Source organism: Nocardia sputi (assembly GCF_023501985.1).
The window spans coordinates 254,120-277,936 of record NZ_JAMFLC010000009.1; the positions used below are offsets into that span (position 1 = coordinate 254,120).

Genomic DNA, 23,817 nt, shown 5'->3' on the forward strand with positions numbered 1-23,817 from the left:
GCGACCGAGTGCGAGAATTCGGCTCTGACGGTTGCCGGTCCAGGGGTTGCGCGGCTCCTGGCAGACTTGGGGAGTGGATTTGCCAACGATGCGCACCCGAGCTCTCCCGGCTCCCGACCCAGCCCGGCCGCACGGCTTCGGGGCGGGGTTGCTGCGCTGGGCGCGTCGACTGGTCATCGGCTCGGTGGTGATGGGGGCGGTGCTGGTCGGAGGGACGGCGTTGCGCGTGTGGCAGGTTGCGCGCATCGATGACTACACGAAGGCCGACGCGATCGTGGTGCTCGGCGCGGCGCAGTACTCCGGGACCCCGTCCTCGGTGTTCGAAGCGCGACTCGACCGGGCGTACAGACTGTTCCGGGCCGGTGTCGCGCCGCGTGTCATCACCGTGGGCGGCAAACAGGAGGGTGATCTGTTCACCGAAGCCGCCTCGGGCAAGAACTATCTGCAGGCGCGTGGCGTGCCGAGTGACAAGATCCTCGCCGTAGAAACCGGTTCGGACACCTTGCGCAGTGTCGAGGCGGTGGCGACGGCGATGCGGGCGCGGGACATGTCCTCGGCGGTGCTGGTCAGCGATCCGTGGCACTCGCTGCGCACCCGCACCATGGCCCGGGACGAAGGGCTGGCGGCGTGGACCGCCCCGACCAGAACCGGCCCCGCCGTCTACACCCGCGAATCCCAGGCGCACGGCATCGCCCGGGAGACCGGCGCCCTGCTGTGGTACCAGCTCACCCATTTCTCGGCGGACTTCGCCTACACGGCGGGACAGTGACACCCGGATGAGCGCTCGGTACACCGACCACGACACCGAACGCCTCGTCGTCGAGGGCGCCAAGACCGCGGGCCTCGGCCCGCCGCGCAGCGAGTTCGAGACCGGCCACCGCACCGAGTTCGCCCGCGACCGCGCCCGCGTGCTGCACTCTGCGGCCCTGCGCAGGCTCGCCGACAAAACACAGGTCATGGGCCCGCGCGACGGGGATACGCCGCGCACCCGCCTCACCCATTCCATCGAAGTCGCCCAGATCGGCCGTAGCATCGCCGACGGCCTCGGCTGCGATCCGGACCTGGTCGATCTGGCCGGTCTGGCCCACGACATCGGCCACCCGCCCTACGGCCACAACGGTGAGAAGGCCCTCGACACCTTCGCCGACGCCTATGGCGGGTTCGAAGGCAACGCGCAGAACCTACGCATCCTCACCCGCCTCGAACCCAAAGTGCTCGAGCCCGACGTCACCAGCGCGGGCCTCAACCTCACCCGCGCCGCGCTCGACGCGGCGATCAAATACCCGTGGGGCCGAACCGGTCCCGGTACCAAGTTCGGCGCCTACGAGGTCGACGCCGAGCGCCTGGAGTGGATTCGCAAGGGCGCGCCGGACCGGCGCCGCAGCCTCGAATGCCAGATCATGGACTGGTCCGACGACGTGGCCTACTCGGTGCACGACGTCGAGGACGGCGTCATCGCGGGCCGGATCGACCTGCGCGCGCTGGCCGATCCCGGCGAGCAGGACGCGCTCGCGGCGCTCGGCCAGTTCCAGCACTCGCTGGCGGCCGACGAACTGATCGCCGCCGCACAACGACTCTCGGAACTCCCGGTGGTCGCGGCGGCGTCCGGCTACGACGGCACGTTCACCGCCTCGGTCGCGCTCAAGCGCCTCACCAGCGAGCTCGTCGGTCGCTTCGCCACCGCCGCGATCATGGCGACGAAAGAGGTAGCCGGTCCGGAACCGTTGTCCCGCTACGCCGCCGACCTGGAGGTGCCGCGCATCGTCGCCGCCGAGGTGGCGCTGTTGAAGACCGTCGCGTTGCGCTACGTGATGTCCGACCCGGCGCACCGTTTGCGGCAGGCGGCCCAGCGTGAACGCATCCTCGCCGTGGCCGATCGGTTGCTGGCCACCGCCCCGCACAGCCTCGATCCGCAATTGCTGCCGTTCTGGAATGCCGCGCCCGACGATGCGGCCCGCGTGCGCGTCGTCGTGGACCAGATCGCCTCCTACACCGAAAGCCGCCTGGAGCAAGTCGCCGCCCACCTGGACGCCTGAACCCGAAGGCGTGCGGCGGCAGCGCGGTCACGCCGTCAGGTCGGTGGCCTCCGGCAGATCGGTGGACTCCGTCGGGTCGGCGTGCTCCGGCACATCGGTGGAATCCGCGCGCGCCATTTTCACCAGTGCCGCGTGTAGTTCCTTCGCCGACGCCCCCGCGCGATCCCCACGCAGGACCACCTCGGTGAAGCCCTCCACCAGAGCCCGGCCGGGGTCCAGCAGACCGGCGCCACTGCCGCCACGGAGCAGGGACTCGTTGATCAACGTACGCAACGCTTCTTGACGAGCTCGAAAACCACCCGCGACGTCCAATGCCCTCGCGAATTCGCGGACGACCGTCGTATACATCGGTCGCTCGACAGGCCCGCGCCTCCGAAAGACTCTTCGCGTTTGCTGTGGAGCCGCCCCGCCCGGCGGATGCGGGGCGGCTTTATCCAGGACTATCCAAACCTCAGCCGGTCCCTGCGTCATCGTTGTGGGGTTCGGCCTCGGACGCGATTCCGGATCGTCGGTGAGTTCGATCCCCCGCAACGGAATCGGGTATTTCGCCAGCAGATCATCGATGGCGGAAACAATCTCACGGACCGCTTGGCTGTCGACGTTCCCGGCATCGAACCCGACGATTTCCAAGTCGTGCCGCTCCGCCATCTCCTGGGCGATCCGGCTCGCCTCGGAGGCCTCGGTGGTGTCGGTTCGCGGTGGTGGAGGGCGGTGCGTGGTGGTTGTCTGCTCGCTGGGTGCCGGGGCATTCCGTCGCTCGGGTGCGGAGTCGGGGGTGCGGTCGCGTTGCGGCGCGGGGGCGGCGGTGGCCGGCCGATCTGATGCACGGGCTGCTGGGTCAGCGGTCCGCTGTACCGGTTCCCGGTGGACTGGAGTCTTGCTCTGCTCGAGGGAGGCGGGGTCGGTTCGCGGGGTGGACACGAAGTTGCTTGTGCTGCCGGTCCGTCGGTGAGGTCCGGAATCGTTCCGGCGGGCCGCGGGGGCACCTTTCGAACTACCGATCGGCGGGATGGCATCGCTGTCGTGCGACACGTCGATCCGTGGAGAGGCGGCTGAGCCGGTGGCGGTGTCGATCGAGGCTGGGGGGACGCCGACCCCCGTCTCCTCGATGCCTCCGGGATGGTTGGCGCTCGCGGTGTGTTCCAGAGGCGCGAGCGGGCTCGTGGCTTCGGTCCGTCGGCTGAGTACGGGGCCGTCGGCGAAATCACCCGGCTGGGTGGGTGGGAAGTCCCTCACTGCGGAGGGGCGGACGGGGACGGTCTCCTGGAGGGCGGCGCCGGCCTCGGTCCTCCCGTCGGCTGCGATGTCGTGTCCGGCCTCGACCTGCCGGATGGGTGCGGAGTCGTGGGTGCTGTCGGGCTGCCGGCGGGGTGCCAGGCCCCAGGGGGTGGCGGACTCGGTGGATCGGGAAACTGTTCGCTGAGCCGATGCCAGGCAGTTCGCGAGGTCGATCGGCGAAATCAGTTCGGGGCGACGCTCGTTGTCGCCTCGCGGTGGGGCCTCGTCCGCGATGGCGCGTGCTGGGCGGCTCGCGGGGTCGGTTCGCTCGATGACCACCGGTTCGGCGGCGGTGTCGAGTGGGGGACCGGAATCGGGTGGGCGTGTCGAGGCCGCGTCCTCCGCGATGCCGATCGGGTGGAGCTCTTCGGTGCGGTGCGGGATGTCGATTCGTGGGACGGCTGCCGAGTCCGATTCGGTCTCGATCTGCGGTGCTGGCGCGGCGTCGTCAGCGGTGTCCTGCTGAATGGGTCCGGGGTGGTTGAGGTCGATCGGCGTAGGCGGGCCTGTGGCTTCAGGCCGTCGGCTGAGGTCGCTGTCGTCAGTCGAGTTCGGCTGGGGGATGGGCCGGGAGGCGGCCGACTGGCTTACCGCAGGACGTTCCGCGTGGCCTTTCGGACTCGTCGAGAAGTTGTCAGCGATGCCGGACTGCCGGACGAGTGCAGAGTCCGGCGTGGTGTCGGTCGGCTGCCCGGCCGGATGGTCTGTGATGTCAGTCCGGCGGACCGCCGGGACATCGGGCGCCTGGACGGCCGCGGTGCGCGCTGCGGAGCCGGTCCGCTGGATCGGGCTGGATTCGTCGGCAGAGTCGATATGTCGGCGAGATGTGAAACCGTCGGCCTCGGTCGTCTTCGGGACCGATTCGCGGTGGGGCGCGGCGGTGGTCTGCCCTGCGGGAGCAAAGTCGGTGATGTCGGTCGCCGGGGCGTCGCGCATGCGTGGGCCGAGTCCTACGGCATCGGTGCGCTGGAAAGGGGTCGAGTCGTCGATGAGCCCGGACCGCCCGATGGATGTGGACGCGGTGGGCGGAATGACCGCCGACTGGTCTCTGTAATCGGTCTTCCGGATCGGTGCCGAGTCCGCGGGGAGAAAGACTCGGGGGGTGGGTTGGGAATCGCCGGTGAAAACGGTTCGCTCGACCGGCACGGAGTCGTCGACCAAGCTGCCCCGGTCTCGCGGGAAGTCGGATTCCGCGTAACGAGGCGCCGTTTGTTGCCGTGAGGGTACTGACAGTTCTGCGGCCGGTAAATCCACCGCGCGCGCCGCGGAAACTCGAATCGGGATGCTCGGCACCGTCGGGCACGGCCTGACGACGCGCTGCGACCAAGGCGTCGCCGGGGCTCTGCGAGACCACGGGGTGGGCAGCGCCTTGCGTTCCGACGCGCCCGGCGGTGCAGCCGCGGGGGCTTGGGCGAGCGGGGCATCGGCTCGCACCGGAACCGGGGAATCGTCGTGGTGGTCGCCGATGAGCGTCTCGGCGGATGCGATGGTTGCCTTCAACTCGCCGACTGTCCGGGATGCCTCGGCGATGAGGCGCTCCAGTGTCGAGACCATCGCGCGAAGTTCGCCGGTGTCGATCCGCGACGGCTGACTCACGATGTCTCCCGCTAGTCCTCATCCAGCTCTTGCCGCGGTGCACTGGCCTGCGCCGACATTCTGATCTCGCGTGGCCGAAAGCAGACTGTGGTGGCGCTATTGTGACCCAGATCCGCCCGACCTCTCGGGGTTGGGAAGATAGCGGGCGGCTCACATTTGTCGAACAGCAATCGGATCGCAACAATCGCGAATCTATGTTGCACCGCCGAGGCGGCAAGCTCCAGACGTGCACCAGACAGTCACGCCGACGGCCTCCCTGAGCGAGTGGCACCGCGCCAGAACACTCCACAGTGCGGGCAAACTCCGTCATCGATGATGAAATCTGCTGTGCCGCAACAACATCCCCATCCGCCCAGGTTGGCTACCATGGAAGGGTGCGGATCGGAGTAGGGCTCTCCACCGCGACCGATGCGCGGCAGGCGGGCAGGGAGGCCGCAGCGCTCGCCCGCGATCAACTCGCGGACGACGCGCCGTCGCTCGCTGTCCTCCTCGCATCCCGCGCGCACACCGACGACGCCGTGGAAGTGCTGTACGGCGTCCATCGGACGGTCCGGGTACCCGCCCTGATCGGATGCGTGGCGCAGGCGGTCGTAGCGGGCCGCCGCGAGATCGAGGACGAGCCCGCGGTGGCGGTGTGGCTGGCCTCCGGACTGCCCGCCGCCGAGACCTTCCAATTGGACTTCCTCCGCACGGCCAGTGGCGGGCTGCTGGCCGGTTATCGCTTCGACAAAGCCGCGCGCGACTTCCACCTGCTACTGCCCGACCCGTACTCGTTCCCGGCCGACCTGCTGCTGGAGTACGTGAACACGGACCTGCCCGGCACCGTCGTCATGGGCGGGTTGGTGAGCGGCGGCCGGGGGCCGGAAGGCAGCCGGCTGTTCCGTGACCACACCGTGGTGACATCCGGCGCGGTCGGCGTGCGGCTCCCGGGACTGCACGGCGTGCCGATCGTGTCGCAGGGTTGCCGGCCGATCGGCTACCCCTACACGGTCACCGGCGCGGACGGCACGGTGATCACCGGGCTCGGCGGTCAGCCGCCGATCGAGCGTTTGCGGGAGATCGTCGCCGTGCTGCCACCCGATCAGCAGGAACAGCTCGCGCGCGGCTTGCAGATCGGATTCGTGGTCGACGAGCATCTGGTCGAGCCGGGGCAAGGCGACTTCCTGGTCCGTGGCCTGCTCGGCGCCGATCCGTCCAGTGGCGCGATCGAGGTCGGCGAGGTCGTGGAGGTCGGCACGACCGTGCAATTCCAGGTCCGCGACGCGATCGGGGCGGACCAGGACCTGCGAGCGGCCCTGGAGCGGGCGCGGACGGAAATTCCCGGACGTCCGGCCGGCGCGTTGCTGTTCACCTGCAACGGACGCGGCCGCCGGATGTTCGGGGTCGCCGATCACGATGCCACGACGATCGAGGATCTGCTCGACGGCATCCCCCTCGCGGGTTTCTTCGCCGCGGGCGAGATCGGGCCGATCGCGGGCCGCAACGCGTTGCACGGATTCACCGCCTCGATGGCGTTGTTCGTCGAATGAGCGTCGAGCTGAGGGTCTACGCCGAGCTGAACGACTTCCTGCGGCCGGGCGAGCGGTACACCGCGCTGCGGCGGCCGTCGCGGCCGCACCAGACGGTGAAGGACGTCATCGAGGCCGCTGGCATTCCACACACCGAGGTCGACCTGGTCCTGGTCGACGGACGATCGGTCGATTTCGACCATCGCCCGCGCCCCGACGGGCGGATCACGGCGTATCCCGTGTTCGAGACCCTCGACATCAGCCGCGTGACCAGGGTTCGCCCGCACCCGTTGCGTACGCCACGTTTCCTCGCGGATGTGAATCTCGGCGGCCTCGCCAAGCTGATGCGACTGCTGGGCCTGGACGTGCTCTGCCGGTGGGACGCCGAGGACGCCGAACTCGCCGAGGTCTCGGCGGCCGAGCACCGGATCCTGCTCACCCGGGACCGCGGGCTGTTGAAACGCCGCAACGTCACGCACGGCGTCTACATCCGATCCGAGCAGCCGTTCGACCAGGTCCTCGAGCTGATCCGGCGGCTCGATCTCCTCGCGTGCCTGGCGCCGTTCACCCGCTGCCTGCGCTGTGGCGGTGTCGTCGTCGAGGTCGCCAAAGCCGAGGTCGAAGACCGGCTGGAACCGCTCACCCGGCGCTATTACGACACGTTCCGGCAGTGCCGCGATTGCGGTCGGATCTACTGGCAGGGCACGCACCAGGCTCGGCTGGTCGAAACGGTCGCGGCGGTCCGCGCGGAACTCGATCGATCCTGAAGGACCTGACCCGCTGGGCCGAGCCGCCCGGGCGCGTCGGCCCCGCGTTCGCCTAGACTCTCAGCCGTGGCCGGACGACTTCCAGATCGTGATATCGCGGCAATACGCGAACGCGTCCGGATCGAAGACGTGGTGGGGGAGTACGTCGCGCTCAAGCGCGCCGGAGCGGACTCCATGAAGGGCCTGTGCCCGTTCCACGACGAGAAGTCACCCTCGTTCCACGTGCGGCCCAACCACGGCCTGTTCCACTGCTTCGGCTGCGGTGAGGGCGGCGACGTGTTCGCCTTCATGCAGAAGATCGAGCACGTCGGGTTCGTCGAGTCGGTCGAGCAGCTGGCCGACCGGATCGGTTACCAGATCAACTACGAGGGCGGCGGCACCTCGGTGCAGCGCGACCGCGGCACGCGGTCCCGGCTGGTCGCGGCGAACGCGGCCGCGCACGAGTTCTATGTCGCCCAGTTGCGCGAGCCGGAAGCCGAAGCCGCGCGCAAATATCTCACCGATCGCAATTTCGACGCGGCGGCCGCGCACCATTTCGGCTGCGGCTACGCCCCGGCAGGGTGGGACGCGCTCACCAAGCACCTGCTCCGCAAGGGGTTCGACTTCAAGGAACTGGAGGCGGCCGGGCTGTCCCGGCAAGGTCAGCGCGGCCCGATCGACCGCTTCCACCGGCGTCTGCTGTGGCCGATCCGGAACCTCTCCGGCGACGTCATCGGGTTCGGCGCCCGCAAGCTCTTCGATGACGACACCATGCCCGGCAAGTACATCAACACTCCGGAAACGTTGCTGTACAAGAAGTCTCAGGTGCTGTTCGGCCTCGACCTCGCCAAGCGTGAGATCGCCAAGGGTCATCAGGCGGTGGTGGTCGAGGGCTACACCGACGTCATGGCGATGCACCTGGCCGGGGTGAAAACCGCCGTCGCCTCGTGCGGCACCGCCTTCGGCGACGAGCATCTCGCCTTGTTGCGCCGCCTCATGATGGACGACAACTTCTGGCGCGGCGAGATCATCTACACCTTCGACGGCGACGCTGCGGGCCAGGCGGCGGCTCTGAAAGCATTCTCGGGCGACCAGAAATTGGCCGGTCAGACTTATATCGCGATCGCACCGGACGGGCAGGACCCGTGCGAGCTGCGGCAGCACTCCGGTGACGCCGCCGTGCGCGACCTCGTCGCCCGCCGGACCCCGCTGTACGAGTTCGTGATCCGCGGCCTGCTGGCCGACCACAACCTGGACACCGCGGAGGGGCAGGTCGAGGCGCTGCGTCGGGCGGTGCCGGTGGTCGCGCAGATCAAGGACAACGCCCTGCGCAAGGCGTACGCCACCAAACTGGCCGGCTGGGTCGGCTGGGACGACATCCAGACCGTGGTGCGCCGCGTCGGCGAGGAGGCCAAGCGGCCACGCAACGACGGAGGCCGCGCTGGAGTGGCGCGTCCGGCCGCGAAGCGCGAAGTGGTCGCCGAACATCCGGCGGCCCGGCCGAAGCCGAACGATCCCACGCTCCTGCCGCAACGACAGGTGCTGGCCGCAGCTCTTCAGTACCCGGCGATGGCGGGAGCGGGTTTCGACGCCCTCGAGTCCGAGGCCTTCACCCATCCCGCCTACGCGATGGTTCGCACCCTGATCGCCGAGGCGGGCGGTACGGCGGCCGGGCTCGGCGGCGCCGAGTGGGTCAACGCCGTCGCGGATCGCACCGAGGACCTGACCGTGCGCGCCCTGCTGTCGGAGCTGGCCAACGAGCCGCTGCCGGTGAAGACGGAAGCCGACATCCCGCGCTTCGTCGCCGGTGTGCTGGCCCGCACCCAGGAGGCCTGGGTCGGCAGGCAGATCGCCGAACTCAAGTCCAAGCTGCAGCGGGTCTCCTCGACCGAACAACCGGACGCCTACTTCGCCCTCTTCGGCGACCTCGTCGCCCTGGAGCAGTACCGCAAGAGCCTGCTCACCCAGGCGATGGGCAACCACGGCGATTTCGCCACCGGAGCCTAGCGGCCGCCCTCGTCAGTTTCCGCGTGATCCCTCGCACGTGATCCGACAGGTGCGAGGGATGGGTACGTCAGGTGTCGGCGCAGGTCAGCGACGGAGTTGGTCGTGCGGCACCAGGACGGTGGTCCGCTCGTCGAGCGGCTCCATCGGCTCCAGCCGGGGACGGGTGCTGAGCTTGTCCGCCAGCTTCTGCCTGCCGACGAGCACGAGCTTGCGGGTCACCGGGCTCTCGGTCAGCGCGCGGGTCGCGGCGCTGATCTGTTCGTAGCGAGCCCGCCCGGCCTTGCTGCCGAGTACATACCCGGCCGCCACGCCGATGATCAACCGCAGCATCTCGATGTGCTCCTCCCAGTTGCCAGTTCGCCGCCCCCATCCTGCCCGACGCCCCACACGCCTGTCGATCCGGACACCCCGTGGCGCCACCCCCGCCCTCGAGGACAAGTCAGCAGGTAGCGACACGATTTGGGCTCCCGCCCAGCCATACGCTAAAGTTTCTCCTCGGCCCGCCCGATACCAATCGGACGAGCCGAGGGCAATCCCCTATAGCTCAATTGGCAGAGCAGCCGACTGTTAATCGGCAGGTTTCTGGTTCGAGTCCAGATGGGGGAGCATAACCAACAGGTCAGGCACGGTCATCGTGCCTGACCTGTTCTAGTCTGCGGGCAGCGACCAAGAATACGCCAAGAATTCCGGTCTAAACTTCCTTACGTTGCAACCGTTTCCCTGTGGGTATGGCCCATCGGCTTGTCGCTTCCGGCTCGACGGTTGAACGTGGCAGACTCGTGCCCTCGGCGGGGCGCATCGAATATGGGAACGCAGACGACCGGATGCACTCAGGGCGGCAGTGAGTAGTTGAAGCGGACTATTCGTTCTGAGCGGCTGCGCATCTGTCTGGCTACACCGCCCTGGCGCAGTTGTCGGGCTGGCCCACCGGCATGTGACTGGTCACGCGAATGAAAGGACCGCACCCAGGCGCGCAACTGCGGTTCACCGATGTCGACGGGGCTGCGTTTGACAGCATTTGTCCCTAACACCAGACGTGGTCAGCTCACTGACCCGGAACTACGGCACCGCCGCCAGGCCCGCTGGGAAGACCGGGTCCGCGCCGCGAAAGACACCGGAGCCTGAAACCTGCCATGCCACGGCTTCGCCGCCAACCAAACGAACCCTCACAGACCGTGAGCGGATCAGTGGCCCGCGTCCCTGGCTGAAACAGCCGGGGACGTGGGGCCTGGACTGGACCGCTCTGTGGACCGAAGTTCGCGCGCGGTGGGCTTGCGGTATGGGACAGGCGCCTAGCTGAGCTACTGCTGAGGCCGCCGGAGCGGGAATTCGCGAAGGGCTGGGAGCCACTGGGTCGGCAGAGCACCTTCAGAATGGAAGATCTCTGCCGCGCCGACGGTGTCGACCGCAGACAGGTCGCGACTACGGAGTTTGTGCCAAGCGCGGACGATCTTGTCGAACAGGTCCAGCGCTGTATCAGGACGCACGAGGAACACGTGCTCCTCTGCGAGGTTGCGGGCGCTGTCTAAGACGTTGGGTTTGCGGCTGACCAGCAGGCACGCTGTATCGCCCGGTTCCGGTGTCTTCCGGTCCGCCTCGACAGTCCGCAACTGGCCACCGGCTTGTTGCACGTTCGTTGGGCCGATCGACCCTTTGTCTGTGGCCATGCTCTTGGCTTCCCAGACGACCCACTGAACGTCGCCGAAGATCCAGACCGCGTCCGGTTTGGCCTGTTCCACGCCGTCGTCGTAGGTGTAGCTTTCCGTGGCACCAGCGAGCTTGCCGAGCGTGACCAGGGCGGCTTCGAAGGGATCGTTGTCGTCGGTGGTCTCCAGGCCGGCCCGTGCGGTGGTGACCGCTGTGTGGAACCGTTGTGGGGATGCGAGATCGTGGCGGTCGGCAAGCACGGTCTGCATCGCGATCTCGTCGAGGGGATCCAAGCTGGGAGGCGGCGGGACGATGCTCTGTTCGGACGGCGTGGTCATCGTGGATGCCCACGAGGTCCCTCGAGCCGCGATTCGCGCTTCCTCGTAGTAGTTGCGGGCGGTGTCGGTGAACGTGGTGCTACCGGTCTGCATAGCCAGTCGGCGTGCGATGACGAAGCCGAGGTAGTTCCAAAGCGCGACGTACCGCTTCGCGGTGCCGGTGCCGGTGAGTTGGTCTAGCACTTGGCAGATAGCGGACAGTGCCCGCTCCCACTGCCCTTCCCAATCTCTTCCCAGGCAATCACCTCATGTTTAACGGCCTTCTGCAGGGCCTCGGTGCCCTGTGGCATGACGACCTGGCGCTTGTCGCGGTCCTCGGCGATGCTGCGGTCAGCTTCCGACCACTCTCGGCCGTTCGCTTCAAACAACGCCAGCAGGTCCAGCAGGTCAGCCGAGGTGGTGTCTTCACCCATGCTGTTGCGTTGCCCGAATTCCAGTTCGGCCTGCACCTCGGGGTGCAGCGCCCTGTGCACCTCAGAGTTGTCCAGGTACGAAATCAGATCGTTGCGCAGGATTACCACTGTGGCGCGATCCCGGGCGTTGCGGGTGGCGCGGCCCGAGCCCTGCATGATTCGCGCGCGGACGCGTTCCTGCAACACCGTCACCGCGCCGACGGAGTAGTGCAGGAACTGCTCCTGGAGGTCACTCCCGATTGGCAGCCCGTCTAGCACAACCAGTTCGCAGTCCTTCCCGGGCAGGTCGATGCCGTCGTAGCGGTTGGCGAGCACGAGGGCGGCCGAGGCAGCCGAGGTAAAGGGCTTGAGATCGTCCTCGACGGCAGCGCGTGACCGGATGTCGGTATCGCTGGTCACGAGATCCATCTTCAGGTATGGGCGAGACCTACGAAGCTTGGACCGGTACGCGGTCTCCCGAAGATGTTGCGCGCGCAACCATTCGGGCGATCGAGCGGAGTCGCGGTGAAACTGCGGTTGCGCCTCTTGGTTTGAGGGTAGGCACTGCGTTCGGCAGCGTCGCGCCGGGGCTGTCGGCATGGGCTCAACGTATGAGTGGCGGTAGCAAGATCGGCCGAGCCCTCGCCGAGGCACAGCGCGACAAACGTTCTGATCCACTCGCTGGGCGTGCGTTACTAGTCGCTCGTCAGCAACTCGACGCGCGCACCCTCGGGCAGCATCTCCAAACCCCGAATCGCGTTCCCGATGAACGTGCTGTAGTTCGCCCCCCACTTCTCGGCGAGGGCGATGAACACCTTAGCGGCCCCGGGACTCACCGCACCTGGCAGAACTGAGGCGGTCCCCACGGTGCGGACCATCGCCTCGTATAGGTCTCGAACATCCTCAGGGGTGCCGGGCCATAGCGTCGTCTCCCACGATGCTGGCGTCGCATCCTTGAGGATCGAATTCACCTCGCGAAAAACTGTTTCCACCGAATCGGCCGGCACAAGCATGGCGAGCTGCTTGCTGTAGCTGAAGTTGGTGAGCCGTGGGATTACTTGTTACACGCCAACCGTTCTCGACAGGTTTTCTCGACACATCCGCGGATCGCTCGACTTGGTGCTTCGCCAGGGGCGGCCGTGGGTTGCACGGGTGTGGGTAAATGGAACGATTCTCAACACCTGTGCGCAGCGATGGACGTCATACCCATCACATGCTCCAGTACGCCCGACGGTCCCGGAGTGCTCCGGGACCGTCTTGGGTGTTGCGATGCTTGTTCCGGCTACCGGGTTCTCGCGGCTACTGCGGTAGGCCGGGCATAGGTTCCGCCGTCGGCGGTCACCCCAGGATTTGGCGCCACCGGTCTATGAGGCGATTCTCCAGGTCGCCGAAGGTTTGAAACACCCGACTCGCCTGCTGGCCGAAGTTCGAGGGCAGCGATTGGAGGAAGTCGACTTCCCGGCCCAGCACGTCTATCAAGAGGTCGGTGACCGTGTTGAATACGGAGAGGATCGTCTGCATCCAGTCGGGGTGCTGGTGGCCGAGGTCTTTGAGTTTTTCCTTGGTCGAGTCCTGCCGCTGCTGGAACTGGTTGATGGCGCTGTTCGCCAGTTGGTCGATCAGTTCCTCAAACTGTTGGGCGGACATGGCACCGGCGCGGACGCGCTGAACGCCCGAATCCGTGTTGGACACGGTGTCCCTGAACTGGTCCAGCATGCCCGTTTCGGCAGGTTGGAGGGCGTCTTTGACCTCCTGCGGAATACCGGCCGCCCTGACCTCAGGGGCGGGGATGTGAGTGGAGGACCGCGCCGAAACTGCGCCATCGCCGCCGCTGCGGCGCTGGGCGATGCTGTCGAGCAGGGTAGTGAAGTTCTGTGGATCGGTTCTGGTCATTGCCCCTCCAACAAATCGTGTGCTGGGCCTGTAAGCAATGCATGACACGAACCCGGCCAGATCACGCGGAATGCCAGGCTGTGTCGGCTGAGGCGGTCGAATGGGTCAGCGCACGGCAGACCCGCACAGTGGCTCCCACCTCTACGCGGCGCTCAACCACAGGCTATGAGCACCTCCCAGGCGCAGGGATCACCCCATACGGATGAAACCCGCGGGATGTCGAGAACCGATCGGTTTATCGACACCGCTCACAATGGCTCAGGCAGAGGCGTAACACCAGGTGGGCGGTCACCATGTTGCGTGTAAAACGTGTTGAGAAAGCGGTGATGCGGAGCCGGGGGCAGCTGGCCGTCGTCTGCCCGAACACCCGCGCTGTAGTGGCATTCCGGTCGCCGCGCGGTGCGGATGGTTCAGGTCAGGTCAACCACTTCGGCGCCCGGTGCGTTCGTCTTGATCGATTCGATGCCCTTGTGCGCTGCTGCCTTCGATTCGTATGCCTCGCCGACGGCGATCACTCGGAAAGTTTGTGAATCCCCCAGGTGAGTCCGGAGACCTACTGGTGTGACAGCTCAGCGGGTTGCTGGGCTGGATTCTGAGCCAGATTCGGTGTAATTACCCCTGGCTTGACCTCTTGTACGCCGACTACGCGCGAAAGGAATCCGCGATCGCCGCCTAAACGGACACGAGGGCCTTCTGGTCGACCGCCGCCGTTACAGTGCTTCCCATTGCCACGGCAGCGGCACTGCTCCGCGGAGGCAAGCGATTCGATGATTCGCCTGCCTCGCAGCAGTTCTGCTCCCACAGGCTCGTTCAAGAGCAAACCCGACCCATCTGAGTTCCTGGATATCGGCGAATACGCGGAAGTCTGGCTGGGTCGTGACGTCGTAGCCGCCATAGGCGTTCACAAAGGACAGGTAGTCGGCGTCGGGGACTCGCGCGAAATCGGTGTAGTCGACGGCGAGTTGAATGAGATCCCATTCCGGTCGGCCAAGCGACACCTTGTCGAGATCCAGCACCGTCGGAAGACCTGACGGGGGCACGACCAGGTTGCCTTGCCAGGCATCGCCATGAATGACCACGAGGCGCAGGGGAGCCGGCAGCTTGTCATATTGCTTGCGAAGCTCGTCGTAGCGTGTCAGCAGCCATGTTCGGTCACCGTCGTCCACTGTGCCCGCAGTCGCCAACCGGGCGGGAAGATCACCGAACGGGTCGTGTCTCGGCAGGTCGGGATCGGCCGGCGGTGGCAGCGAATGGAGTGCTCGGAGCATGGCTCCGAGCTCGGCAGGCGTGGCTGGCCGATGGTCCGGGATGAGGTGCCACCAGGTGACGGGTCGGTCGTCGACAACGATCGGTTGAAGCAGTTCCGATACCGCCTCCACCGTTGGGATGCCGGAACTGTTGAGCCATCGTGACACGCGCAGCTCTCGCTCGGCATCCTTCAGGCTGCCGGGCCTTCCGATCCGCGCGACGATGTCACTGACCCGGTAGATGGCGTGGGACCCTTCGCGGATCACCTCCGGGTGATGCAGCTCGAGCCCGGCTTGTTGGGCGGCCTTCGCCAGTAGTTCCTTGGATGCCGTCGTGGCGGTCATAGTGCTGCTTTCGCCGCAGATCGGCGGGTGATGACTTCGCGTAGTTCGACGACGTCGCTCATTCGCCGGTGAGGTGAGGAAGCAGCGGCCAATCGCTGTAGTTCGTTGTGGATGCGATGGGAATCGAGCTGGCCCGCCTGTGTGGCGGCACGGATTCCAAGGGCGACTGCTTCCTTCGGATCGCCGAGCTGCATGGTCAAGGTAGCCAGTCGGGTGAGCGAAAACGTTTGGGACCGAGGGTATTCCGCAGCCTGAAGCTCGATGGCCTGCTGAATCCTGGGCGCTGCCAATTCGATTCGGTGTCGAGTTTGTGCGATCGGGATCAGGGCTTTGCCGGTGCTGCCGAGGTGCTCGGCCTCGTCGTAGAAGCACAGCCAGGGGGCGTCGGTGGCGGGGCTGCGCTGGGCAAAGTATTCGTCGGCGCGGGCGACCTCGGAGAGTGCTTCGTCGGGTCGTTTCATGGCGGCCAAGTATTGGGCGCGCAGGGCACTGAGCATGGCGCGGGTTGTGGCGGACAGCCGGTCGGATCGCACGTGGGCCAGCTCGATGAGCGACAACGCGCCATCAGCGTTACCGATATATGCCATCTTGCGCGCCATATCGGCCAGCGTGCTGGCACGCAGCTCCCAGGATCCGGCGGTGTCGGCGCACCATAGTGCGAGCCGGAACCTCCGCTCGGCCGCCGTGTGATCGCCGATGTCGAAGGCTGCATATCCGGCGACGCTGCCGAAGTTGCCAATCGCTTCGAGCAGAGCCCTGCGGGTGCTCGGCGACGCCTTGGCATCGAGGAGTCCCGCGAAGCGGCCAAGTTGCCTGCCCGCGACAAAGCTGATCGAGCCGCCGCCACGTAGGTTCTCCGCCGAAGCAATTGTGCGCGTGGCTATTTGGACGTCGATGACCTCGGTCATGCCGATACGGCCAATCGGTTTGTCGTCGGAGTACTGGCCAGAAAGGTCGGCTGGACCGATGTCGGGGGAGAATGGGCTGAACAGGTTTATCGCGAGCATGCTGTCGGGCTGCGCCGCTGCTTCGCGGCGCCTTCGATTCGGGATGAAGCCCAGTTCACTATCGGTGGCCTGCAGGATGGAGCGGAACGCTTCGCGGTAGAGCTCGTTGGGCCAGCGGACGGTGCCGCGCTCGTAGCGGGCGATGGTGTGGGCATCGAGTTCGCGCCGCTGGCCGTGCTGGCGCCAGATGTAGGCGTTGACGGCCTCGGCCAGCTCGGCGCGGCCCATCACCTGACCAGGTGTCACCCGCGACGGTGTGGCTTCCCGTCGCTGCTGGAGTTGCACGTTCGGTCGCATGCGTCCCCTCGCCGATATCGGTCGGTTCAGTCTATCCAGCAGCACCGACCCTCGGTCGGGCAGACGATCTGCCCCGTAACTTGCCCTCTTCGAGAAGCGCCGCGTGCGTGAGGCTGGAACGACGGCTCCGATAGGCAGGGGGCCGTCTGCACAACGATCAGTTGGGGGATCGAATGAGACCATGTGAATCGGTCCGAGGCGCGCTCGGTGCAGCACCGCTGTCGCGCATCGTCCGCACGGACATTGAATCGGGGTGGCGCACATCGCGCCGTGTCGCTGACCGCAGCACGACACTGCGCGCCGGTGTCGTGGGCCTCGGGCGCCAGGCGATCAACGATCACCTTCCAGCACTTGTGGCCTCACATCACGTCGAGCTAGCCGCCGTCTGTGATGAGGACGCGAGTGTGGTGCGTCAGCAGGAAACACTGCATCATGTGCCCGGCTTCGCCGATTACCGCGAGATGTTCGAGGCCGAGCCGCTCGACCTGGTGGTGGTCTGCGTGCCGCACGATGTTGGCAGGGCGGTGATCGAGTGTGCCGCAGAGCATCGGGTCCACGTGCTCAAGGAGAAGCCGTTCGCCACTGACCTGGTGGAGGCTATCGAACTGGCGAAGTTGTGCGAACGATCCGGCATCAAGCTGATGGTCACGCTGCAACGGCGATTCAATCCGATCTACACGAGCTTCCCGCAGCTCGCCGACCAGATCGGCACGCCGTTTCTGATCGACGCCCGCTACACCGTGCATGTCGATGACCCGTCTGAGGGTTGGCGCGGGCAGACCGCCAAGGCGGGCGGTGGCTGCGTGATCGACATGGGCTACCACCTCATCGACCTGCTCCTGTGGTACTTCGGATTGCCCGACAGCATCACAGCCGAGCTGTCGGTCGGTGCGCGACCGGACCGACGTTACGACGCCGAAGACACTGCACTCGTTCACTTTTTCTACGACAGCGGCCTCTACGGCTCGTTACTGCTCTCGCGGTTCATCGGGCCGAAGACCGAAGAGATCCGGCTCGTCGGGTCCGACGGCGTCGTCCATCTGGAACGTGGCCGCATCCGCCGACTCACCAACAGCGGCGAGGTCATCGAGTCGCTGCATCGTGAACAAGCCTGGCCCTCGGCCGCAGCTTGCCAAATCGACTACTTCCACCGCGTCATCGACGGCACCCGACCGAACCTCAGCTGTCCAGCCGAAAACCTCACTCACATGGCCTTCGTCGCCGCCTGCTACGAGGCCGCACGCACCCACACCCACATCAATCCCAAGGAACTCTTGTGACCTCACCACTCGCGCTGCTCGGCGGCCCACCCGTCATAACCGAGGCGGCACCGCACTTTTCCTGGCCGCCACTGACCGAGGCCACCAGCATTGCCATCCTCGATCAGCTCGATGAGGGCATCTCGATCTACGACCGCTCCGGTGTCATCGCTCGACTGGAAGACGCGCTCCAGCAGTACTTCGGTGCCCGCTACGCCATCCTCACCAGCTCAGGCACCGCTGCGCTGTATTCGATATACGCTGCCTGCGGCATCGGACCGGGCGACGAGGTGATTGTGCCTGCGTATACCTTTTTCGCCACCGCCACACCACTGCTGCACCTTGGTGCGACCCCTGTCCTGGCCGATTGTGACGGCAGCGGCAATCTCGACCCGGACGACATCCCTCGCCGCATCACCGGCCGCACCAAAGCCATTGTGGTGACGCATATGTGGGGGATGCCAGCTCAGGTTCGACGTCTGAAAACCGTGGCGGATGCCCATGGCGTGCTGCTGCTCGAAGACGCTTCCCACGCTCACGGCGCCAGCATCGGTGGGCAGAAGCTTGGCACGTTCGGACAAGCCGCCGCGTTCAGCATGAACGGGCCGAAACCGCTGTCGGCCGGGGAAGGCGGCTTCATACTCACCGACGACGAGCAGGTGTACCACCGCGTCTTGCTGCACGGCCAGTACAACAAGCGGTGCCGAAACGAAATCCCAGCACGTTCCATCCATAGTCGCTACGCCGTGACGGGAATGGGACTCAAGCATCGCATTCACCCGCTGGCGGCAGCCTGTGCGCTGGAACAGCTTTCACGTCTGGATGACTACCTCGCAGGGCGTCAGCGCATCGCCGGGTACATCCACGACGAACTTCAACGAGAGCCGGGCCTGACCATCACCTGGCACGAACCACACACGCGACCAGCCTGGTACGGACTCACGATTCTCTACGACGGTGAATTCTTCGATGACGTGCCGGTCGAGCGCTTCCACGCCGCGTTGCAGGCCGAGGGCTGCACTGAGTTCGATCGGCCAGGATCAACCTGCCCACTCAATCTCCTACCACTCTTCCAAGAGCCAGGTCCGCTGTTCCCGGCTTTCACTGGCAAGCTGGCATACGCCCCCGGCGACTACCCGCGGGCCGAAGCACTGCACCACGCCACTCTCAAGCTCCCCGTTTGGCATCGAGACTCGGACCTGCCGCTCGTCGACCGCTACATCGAAGCGCTCTACAAAGTGATCACCCACCACGCCGACCTGAAAGGATAGGGCTCGATGATCGAGACAACACTGCTGGACGAGTTGACACTGGAAGCCGACCGGGACGAGGTGCAACAACTCGTCGTCGGCGCCGTCGTCCAACACAACGGCAAAGTCCTCCTGCTGCAACGCCCCGCCGACGACTTCATGGGCGGAATCTGGGAACTTCCCAGCGGCAAGGTCGACCCCGGCGAAGCCATCGACCAAGCCCTCATTCGGGAAGTCAAAGAAGAGACCGGCCTCGACGTCACCGCCATCACGAACTACCTCGGCGAGTTCGACTACCAATCCGGCAGCGGCAAGAAAAGCCGACAGTTCAACTTCGCCATCGAAGTCGGCCATGCCGAGCCCGTGGAACTGACCGAACACGACGCCTACACCTGGACCAACCTGGTCGAGGAACCACCGGTCACGGATGCCGTAAAGCAGGTGCTGGCGCGGTACCGGGAGAGCTGACCGCCCAGTCAATTCGGCCGCGCCGACTGGGGCTACTGAAAGCCTCCGCAACGTCAAGAACCCGCTCCTGAAAACGGAGCGGGCCATGTTGATGGTGCAGTCCCTACTGGTCATCTACAGCGCGTCGATCACCGGCATCACCTCGGTGTCGTCATCATCGCTCCGCCACCGCTGCGAACCTCGCTCAAGGTGATGGTGCGGACGGCGAGCGCGGGGCGGGGGTGTCGGCGTGATCATCGATGTCGCCTTGGAGCAGGCACTGCGCACCCTGAAGCTGTCGGGCATGCTGCAGACACTCGAGTCCCGGCTGGCGCGGGCCCGCGCCGGTGACCTCGGGCATATCGAGTTCCTGCAGGTGCTGTGTCACGACGAGATCGCCCGCCGCAAAGCGCAGTCGATCGCCCGGCGTGCGTCGCGGGTGACAGCAGCCACAAAGCCAAAGCGGAACTGCTGTCCCTCCTGTTACTAGGTGTCACCGATCAGGTGGCGTGCCGGTCGGCCCAGCTGCGGCGGCATCGCGATTGCACCGAGGCTGGTGCTAGTCACAAACGATGTCTGGCCGAATCCGGTTGTAGTTCAAGGGAGGGCATCCTGAGGTCGAGTGCTTGGAGGCGGTTGTCGAACGGATCTGCTCCCGACCCCTGCGGAGAGCGCTTTGACGAGATGGTGAAGTCGAAGGGGAGTCCAGGCAAGTCGGGTCGCAACGGGGACTGCCCCTGGTTCGGTTGACTCCTGATCTGTGAGGACTTCGGTCTTCGCAGTGGAAGGATCGTCATCATGCCCAAGCCGTTCCCCGAGGAGTTCCGTCGCGATGTGGTCGCGGTCGCCCGTAAGGGCGAATCGTCGCTGACTCAGATCGCCAAGGATTTCGGGATCTCGCAGAGCTGCCTGAAGAACTGGCTCAAACAGGCCGACATCGAAGACGGTGCCCGTCCCGGTGTCACCCGCGACGAGTCCACTGAGCTGCGCGAGGCCCGTAAACGGATACGGCAGCTCGAACAAGAAGCCGAGGTCATGCGTCGCGCGGTCGCCTACCTGTCCCGCGACATCAACCCAAAATGATGTACCCGCTGGTCCTTGACCTCGCCGCCGACACGGCACCTGTGAAGGTGCCTGTCGCGGTGACCTGCCGGGTATTGGGCTTCACCACACAAGCGTTCTACAAGTGGAAGAAAAACCCTGTATCGCAACGTGATCGGGACGACGCGCATCCGATCAACGCCGCCTACGACATCCACGCCGACGACCCAGCGTTCGGCTATCGGTTCATCGCCGACGAGCTACCCGCGCGCGGGATCACCGCCGGGGAGAACAGGGTGGCCAGACTCTGCTCGATCCAGCGAATCTGGAGCAGCTTCGCCAAGAAACGAGGATTGACCCGAAAGGCCGGCCCACCGGTTCACGACGACCTCCTCCAGCGCGAATTCACCGCGACTGCGCCGGATCAGCGATGGCTCACCGACATCACAGAGCACCCCACCGGCGAGGGCAAGCTGTATTTGTGCGCGATCAAGGACTGCTATTCCAACAGGATCGTCGGCTACTCCCTCGACTCGCGCATGAAGGCGTCGCTGGCGGTCAAAGCGTTGAACAACGCCATCGCCGTGCGGGCACCAGCCGGCACGATTGTGCACTCCGACAGGGGTAGCCAGTTCCGGTCACGCAAGTTCGTTAGTTTACTGTCGCGCAACGGTTTGCGTGGTTCCATGGGCCGAGTCGGGGCATGTGGTGACAACGCTGCAATGGAGTCGTTTTTCGCTCTGCTCCAGCGCAATGTCCTCGACCGGCAACGCTGGTCGACCAGAGCCGAACTGCGCCTGGCAATCGTGACCTGGATCGAGAGAACCTACCACCGCAAACGGCGACAACGCGGACTCGGCAAACTCACTCCCGTCGAGTTTGAGACAATCAAACAGACCGCACTCGCGGCCTGAACCCAGCAACCCCGCGGGTCAACCAAAGCCGGGGCAGTCCCAAAGGTAAGGGACTGTTCCGGCAGGAATGGACGAAGACAGACGCGGGGCACCGAACTGTCGCGCTGCCCGGGTTCGCCGTAGACATGTTGAAGCGGTTGCAAGACGACCCGAAGTGCGGACGGATGTGTGAGGTGAAGGCACTGCGCGAGGTTCGCGGCGAGGTGGTGGAGGTGAATGATCAGACGGCTCTTGTATTCCCGGGGCGTGGTGGAGTGCTACGCGATCCACACAACTTCAACCGCACCTGGCGCGCCGCACGCGGCACCGTCTACAAGGATGTGACGCAGTATACGTTCCGAAAGACGGTTGCCACGCTGATCGCTGAGGGCTCGGATGCCAGGACAGCGGCGAAACAACTGGGACATGCCCGGGAGGGGATCACGGAGCGGCACTACATCGCATCGGCGGAAATGGCGCCGGACTCGTCGGCCGTTCTGGAGAAGGAGTTGGGCAGGGCAAGCTGAATGCTGCGCACCGGCCCGATGCACCAATGCCCACAGGAGACCCGCGCGGGCGACACCCCAGCCGGACGTGCGATCCAAACGGCCCGCGCCGTCGTACGAAATGCCGGACCGCGACGGTAGCGGCGGATTTGATCCATCCCAAGGTTACACCAAGAATTGAGGGTGATTGTCCGTGATCGTCTGTGAACAGTCGTGCACCATGCCCCCGGCATCGTCGCAGGTAGATCATCTATCGTGGCCTGGCGTGATCGGGTGTGAACACCGACCAGCCCCCGAACCAACAACGGCAGGTTTCTGGTTCGAGTCCAGATGGGGGAGCTGTGACCAGGGCGAACGTATCAGTTCGACCCTGGTTTTGTCCGTTTCGGAGGTCTGACAACACGTTTATTTCCCGCGAGCCGTATCAGTGCTGCGGTGATCAGGTGCTTCGGTTGGTTAGTCGATGTTGCGCCGCTTCGTGACGGCGTCTTTTGCGGGGCGAGTTGCTGCTGGATGGCGGCTTGGGGCTGTATCGCGTGGCGACGAGTGATGCGTCGGTTCTGCGGCAGATCTTCGTCGTGGCCCAGCCCGTGGCCGCGTGTTCGGCGCCACTGCCAGAGTGAAGTCGTGGAGTCTTGATGCCGCCGTCGCAGTTGGCAAAAACCAAGTCCAGCCCGTTGTCGATGGCCTCGGCTCCGACTGGCGGAGGGTATCGACAACGGGCTGGAAACAATTACGGTCCGGTGGCGGGTGTCGGTCTTTCCATTCCCGGCGGAGGAGACCCTTCAGATCGGCCGCGGTGGACGTGGACCTCGATGGAACCGAAGCGTCACAAACCTGTACGGCTGCCCAGGGAATCGACGGCCGCGAGGATGCCCTTCCTGTCGTAGCTGTTGGTAGGAAGGGTGGCGCTGTGGGTGTGGCGGATGATGCCGTCGGAGTCGATGAGGATGGTGCCGGACTGCTGCATCGTGCCGAAGAAGTTGCGGGTCAGGCCGATTGATTCGTGAGGGGTGCCCGCCGAGCTGGCCAGGACGGGGAAGGGGATGCCGTTTTCGGTTTGCCAGGCCAGGCCGGCGGTGCGGTCCTCGGGGACCGCTATGAGGACGCAAATGTTGGTGGAGTCGAACTCGTCTCGGTGTGCGACGAGATCGCGCACGTGCCGGTTGCAGATCGGGCATGACGTCGAGCGCATGAAATACAGCAGTGCGCTGTGCACACCGCGGTAGTCGGACAGACGCCAAGTCTGCCCGGTGGTGGCTTCGAATTCCATTTCGGGCGCGGGGGATCCGGTTGCGAGCATGGTGAGGTTTTCCTTCGATTCGTAAGGGTGATAGTGATGGCGCGATCGACGGCCGAAATTTGTTGCCCGGACTAGGGGTTGAGACTGTGGCGGATCGCGGCGCGTGCGCGGTGCAGCTGCGATTTCATTGCCGCTGTGCTCAGGCCGAGGGCGACGGCAGTCGCGTGCCCGGGATAGCCGAGCACATCGCGCATGATCAGAACTCTGCGCTGGAGATCGGGCAAGGCGCTGATCGCCTGGGTGAGCTGGTCGGTGTCGAGCCGGCGCAGGACTTCGTCCTCGGCGGAGGCGACAGCGTCGGGCACGGCGGGGCCGATCTGCGGTCCGCGGTCGAGTAGGTATCGGGTGCGGCGCAGGCATTCGTTGCGGACGATGCGGAACATCCATGACGCGATGGCTGTCGCGGCGCGCAGGGTCCCGATCTTGCGATACAAGATGATCAAGGCCTCTTGTGCGGCGTCTTCGGTGTCGGCGGAGGACGCGCACAAGTGCTGTGCGAAGCGCCGCACGTGCGGATGGGCCCCATCGATGATCGCGGAGATCGCCTCCCGGTCGCCATGCTGGGCCGCTTCCACCAGCTGTTCACCGACCCATCCACGATCCACTCCACCCACCTCCTCGATGGTCCGACGCGGGGGCTGGCGATGGTGCGGGATGGGGACCACGCAGGCGTCGATCGCGGTCGCTCGTCTCGATTCGAGTGTCACAACCATAAGAGGGTCCCCGACCGAGAAAGGATTCGAACCGAGTGGAACTCCCTTCGAGTGTGCTGCCGCTAGAC

General features: G+C 65.7%; 21 protein-coding genes, 1 tRNA gene and 2 pseudogenes. 13 read left to right on the forward strand and 11 right to left on the reverse strand.

The features are described 5' to 3' along the window. Positions 1-88: 88 nt before the first annotated feature. A complete protein-coding gene (locus M8859_RS15295) occupies positions 89-769 on the forward strand; it encodes a YdcF family protein (RefSeq protein ID WP_159929141.1) in 681 nt (226 codons plus the stop codon). Positions 770-776: 7 nt separating this feature from the next. Continuing rightward, on the forward strand, positions 777-2,036 hold the full coding sequence (locus tag M8859_RS15300; RefSeq protein WP_195070060.1) for a deoxyguanosinetriphosphate triphosphohydrolase: 1,260 nt from the start codon (positions 777-779) through the stop codon (positions 2,034-2,036). 27 nt (positions 2,037-2,063) lie between these two features. Here the strand turns inward: M8859_RS15300 and M8859_RS15305 are convergent, their stop codons facing one another. After that, on the reverse strand, positions 2,064-4,910 hold the full coding sequence (locus M8859_RS15305; protein WP_249644425.1) for a hypothetical protein: 2,847 nt from the start codon (positions 4,908-4,910) through the stop codon (positions 2,064-2,066). A gap of 374 nt (positions 4,911-5,284) precedes the next feature. Between M8859_RS15305 and M8859_RS15310 the strand changes: the two genes are divergently transcribed. The 3 genes from M8859_RS15310 to dnaG all read left to right on the forward strand — a co-directional run bounded on the left by M8859_RS15310 (position 5,285) and on the right by dnaG (position 9,171). Continuing rightward, positions 5,285-6,439 carry an FIST signal transduction protein gene (locus tag M8859_RS15310; protein ID WP_249644426.1) on the forward strand — a complete coding sequence of 385 codons (1,155 nt, stop codon included), beginning with the start codon at positions 5,285-5,287 and terminating at the stop codon, positions 6,437-6,439. Beyond that, positions 6,436-7,185 carry a Mut7-C RNAse domain-containing protein gene (locus M8859_RS15315; protein WP_249644427.1) on the forward strand — a complete coding sequence of 250 codons (750 nt, stop codon included), beginning with the start codon at positions 6,436-6,438 and terminating at the stop codon, positions 7,183-7,185. Before M8859_RS15310 ends, M8859_RS15315 begins: the two co-directional genes overlap by 4 nt. Before the next feature lie 66 nt (positions 7,186-7,251). Further along, entirely contained in the window at positions 7,252-9,171 is a 1,920-nt protein-coding gene (gene dnaG, locus M8859_RS15320) for a DNA primase (RefSeq protein ID WP_159929016.1), read from the forward strand. 84 nt (positions 9,172-9,255) lie between these two features. Here the strand turns inward: dnaG and M8859_RS15325 are convergent, their stop codons facing one another. Then, entirely contained in the window at positions 9,256-9,501 is a 246-nt protein-coding gene (locus M8859_RS15325) for a hypothetical protein (RefSeq protein WP_043688781.1), read from the reverse strand. A 203-nt stretch (positions 9,502-9,704) separates the two neighbouring features. Between M8859_RS15325 and M8859_RS15330 the strand changes: the two genes are divergently transcribed. Beyond that, positions 9,705-9,777, forward strand: a tRNA-Asn gene (locus tag M8859_RS15330). A 296-nt stretch (positions 9,778-10,073) separates the two neighbouring features. Beyond that, positions 10,074-10,293: pseudogene (locus M8859_RS15335) on the forward strand (IS1380 family transposase); the annotation flags it as partial. Between the two features lie 179 nt (positions 10,294-10,472). Here M8859_RS15335 and M8859_RS15340 read toward each other — a convergent pair. The 7 genes from M8859_RS15340 to M8859_RS15370 form a co-directional block, all read right to left on the reverse strand. Next, complete coding sequence (locus M8859_RS15340) at positions 10,473-11,156, reverse strand: hypothetical protein (RefSeq protein ID WP_159929014.1); 684 nt, start codon at positions 11,154-11,156, stop codon at positions 10,473-10,475. A gap of 176 nt (positions 11,157-11,332) precedes the next feature. Continuing rightward, positions 11,333-11,968, reverse strand: coding sequence for a P-loop NTPase family protein (locus M8859_RS15345; RefSeq protein WP_159929012.1), 636 nt, complete (start codon positions 11,966-11,968; stop codon positions 11,333-11,335). Between the two features lie 275 nt (positions 11,969-12,243). Beyond that, on the reverse strand, positions 12,244-12,561 hold the full coding sequence (locus tag M8859_RS15350) for a hypothetical protein (protein ID WP_249644428.1): 318 nt from the start codon (positions 12,559-12,561) through the stop codon (positions 12,244-12,246). A gap of 325 nt (positions 12,562-12,886) precedes the next feature. Beyond that, positions 12,887-13,441 carry a hypothetical protein gene (locus tag M8859_RS15355; RefSeq protein ID WP_249644429.1) on the reverse strand — a complete coding sequence of 185 codons (555 nt, stop codon included), beginning with the start codon at positions 13,439-13,441 and terminating at the stop codon, positions 12,887-12,889. A gap of 410 nt (positions 13,442-13,851) precedes the next feature. Continuing rightward, entirely contained in the window at positions 13,852-13,956 is a 105-nt protein-coding gene (locus M8859_RS15360; protein WP_223517562.1) for a YegP family protein, read from the reverse strand. A 195-nt stretch (positions 13,957-14,151) separates the two neighbouring features. After that, on the reverse strand, positions 14,152-15,033 hold the full coding sequence (locus tag M8859_RS15365; RefSeq protein ID WP_249644430.1) for a phosphotransferase enzyme family protein: 882 nt from the start codon (positions 15,031-15,033) through the stop codon (positions 14,152-14,154). Then, complete coding sequence (locus M8859_RS15370; RefSeq protein ID WP_236565677.1) at positions 15,030-16,337, reverse strand: NsdA family TPR-like regulatory protein; 1,308 nt, start codon at positions 16,335-16,337, stop codon at positions 15,030-15,032. The genes M8859_RS15365 and M8859_RS15370 overlap by 4 nt, the downstream gene beginning before the upstream one ends. Positions 16,338-16,510: 173 nt before the next feature. On the opposite strand from M8859_RS15370, the gene M8859_RS15375 reads away from it, so the two are divergent. The 6 genes and pseudogenes from M8859_RS15375 to M8859_RS15400 all read left to right on the forward strand — a co-directional run bounded on the left by M8859_RS15375 (position 16,511) and on the right by M8859_RS15400 (position 21,754). Continuing rightward, complete coding sequence (locus M8859_RS15375) at positions 16,511-17,617, forward strand: Gfo/Idh/MocA family protein (RefSeq protein ID WP_159929135.1); 1,107 nt, start codon at positions 16,511-16,513, stop codon at positions 17,615-17,617. Beyond that, positions 17,614-18,867 (forward strand): DegT/DnrJ/EryC1/StrS family aminotransferase, encoded by a 1,254-nt coding sequence (locus M8859_RS15380; RefSeq protein WP_159929004.1) that lies wholly within the window; start codon positions 17,614-17,616, stop codon positions 18,865-18,867. Before M8859_RS15375 ends, M8859_RS15380 begins: the two co-directional genes overlap by 4 nt. A gap of 6 nt (positions 18,868-18,873) precedes the next feature. Next, positions 18,874-19,314, forward strand: coding sequence for an NUDIX hydrolase (locus M8859_RS15385; protein WP_159929002.1), 441 nt, complete (start codon positions 18,874-18,876; stop codon positions 19,312-19,314). Positions 19,315-19,597: 283 nt separating this feature from the next. Continuing rightward, positions 19,598-19,732 (forward strand): annotated as a pseudogene (locus M8859_RS37885) (ATP-binding protein); the annotation flags it as partial. A 359-nt stretch (positions 19,733-20,091) separates the two neighbouring features. Then, a protein-coding gene (locus M8859_RS15395; protein WP_370523826.1) for an IS3 family transposase occupies positions 20,092-21,248 on the forward strand; the annotation gives its coding sequence in 2 pieces (ribosomal slippage) (positions 20,092-20,362 and positions 20,362-21,248; 1,158 coding nt in all). Between the two features lie 173 nt (positions 21,249-21,421). Next, the gene (locus M8859_RS15400; protein ID WP_159929000.1) at positions 21,422-21,754 is read left to right on the forward strand and encodes a tyrosine-type recombinase/integrase; all 333 of its coding nucleotides are present in this window, start codon (positions 21,422-21,424) and stop codon (positions 21,752-21,754) included. 808 nt (positions 21,755-22,562) lie between these two features. Here M8859_RS15400 and M8859_RS15405 read toward each other — a convergent pair. Then, positions 22,563-23,036: a redoxin domain-containing protein gene (locus tag M8859_RS15405; RefSeq protein WP_195070072.1), complete on the reverse strand. Its 474-nt coding sequence runs from the start codon at positions 23,034-23,036 to the stop codon at positions 22,563-22,565. 71 nt (positions 23,037-23,107) lie between these two features. Beyond that, on the reverse strand, positions 23,108-23,641 hold the full coding sequence (locus tag M8859_RS15410) for an RNA polymerase sigma factor (RefSeq protein WP_249644432.1): 534 nt from the start codon (positions 23,639-23,641) through the stop codon (positions 23,108-23,110). Positions 23,642-23,817 lie beyond the last annotated feature (176 nt).

Coding starts and splice junctions, on each gene's coding strand:
- M8859_RS15295 (WP_159929141.1), top strand. CDS start 89: ATGCGCACCCGAGCTCTCCCGGCTCCCGACCCAGCCCGGCCGCACGGC.
- M8859_RS15300 (WP_195070060.1), top strand. CDS start 777: ATGAGCGCTCGGTACACCGACCACGACACCGAACGCCTCGTCGTCGAG.
- M8859_RS15315 (WP_249644427.1), top strand. CDS start 6,436: ATGAGCGTCGAGCTGAGGGTCTACGCCGAGCTGAACGACTTCCTGCGG.
- M8859_RS15325 (WP_043688781.1), bottom strand. CDS start 9,501: ATGCTGCGGTTGATCATCGGCGTGGCGGCCGGGTATGTACTCGGCAGC.
- M8859_RS15340 (WP_159929014.1), bottom strand. CDS start 11,156: ATGACCACGCCGTCCGAACAGAGCATCGTCCCGCCGCCTCCCAGCTTG.
- M8859_RS15350 (WP_249644428.1), bottom strand. CDS start 12,561: ATGCTTGTGCCGGCCGATTCGGTGGAAACAGTTTTTCGCGAGGTGAAT.
- M8859_RS15355 (WP_249644429.1), bottom strand. CDS start 13,441: ATGACCAGAACCGATCCACAGAACTTCACTACCCTGCTCGACAGCATC.
- M8859_RS15365 (WP_249644430.1), bottom strand. CDS start 15,033: ATGACCGCCACGACGGCATCCAAGGAACTACTGGCGAAGGCCGCCCAA.
- M8859_RS15370 (WP_236565677.1), bottom strand. CDS start 16,337: ATGCGACCGAACGTGCAACTCCAGCAGCGACGGGAAGCCACACCGTCG.
- M8859_RS15375 (WP_159929135.1), top strand. CDS start 16,511: ATGAGACCATGTGAATCGGTCCGAGGCGCGCTCGGTGCAGCACCGCTG.
- M8859_RS15385 (WP_159929002.1), top strand. CDS start 18,874: ATGATCGAGACAACACTGCTGGACGAGTTGACACTGGAAGCCGACCGG.
- M8859_RS15405 (WP_195070072.1), bottom strand. CDS start 23,036: ATGCTCGCAACCGGATCCCCCGCGCCCGAAATGGAATTCGAAGCCACC.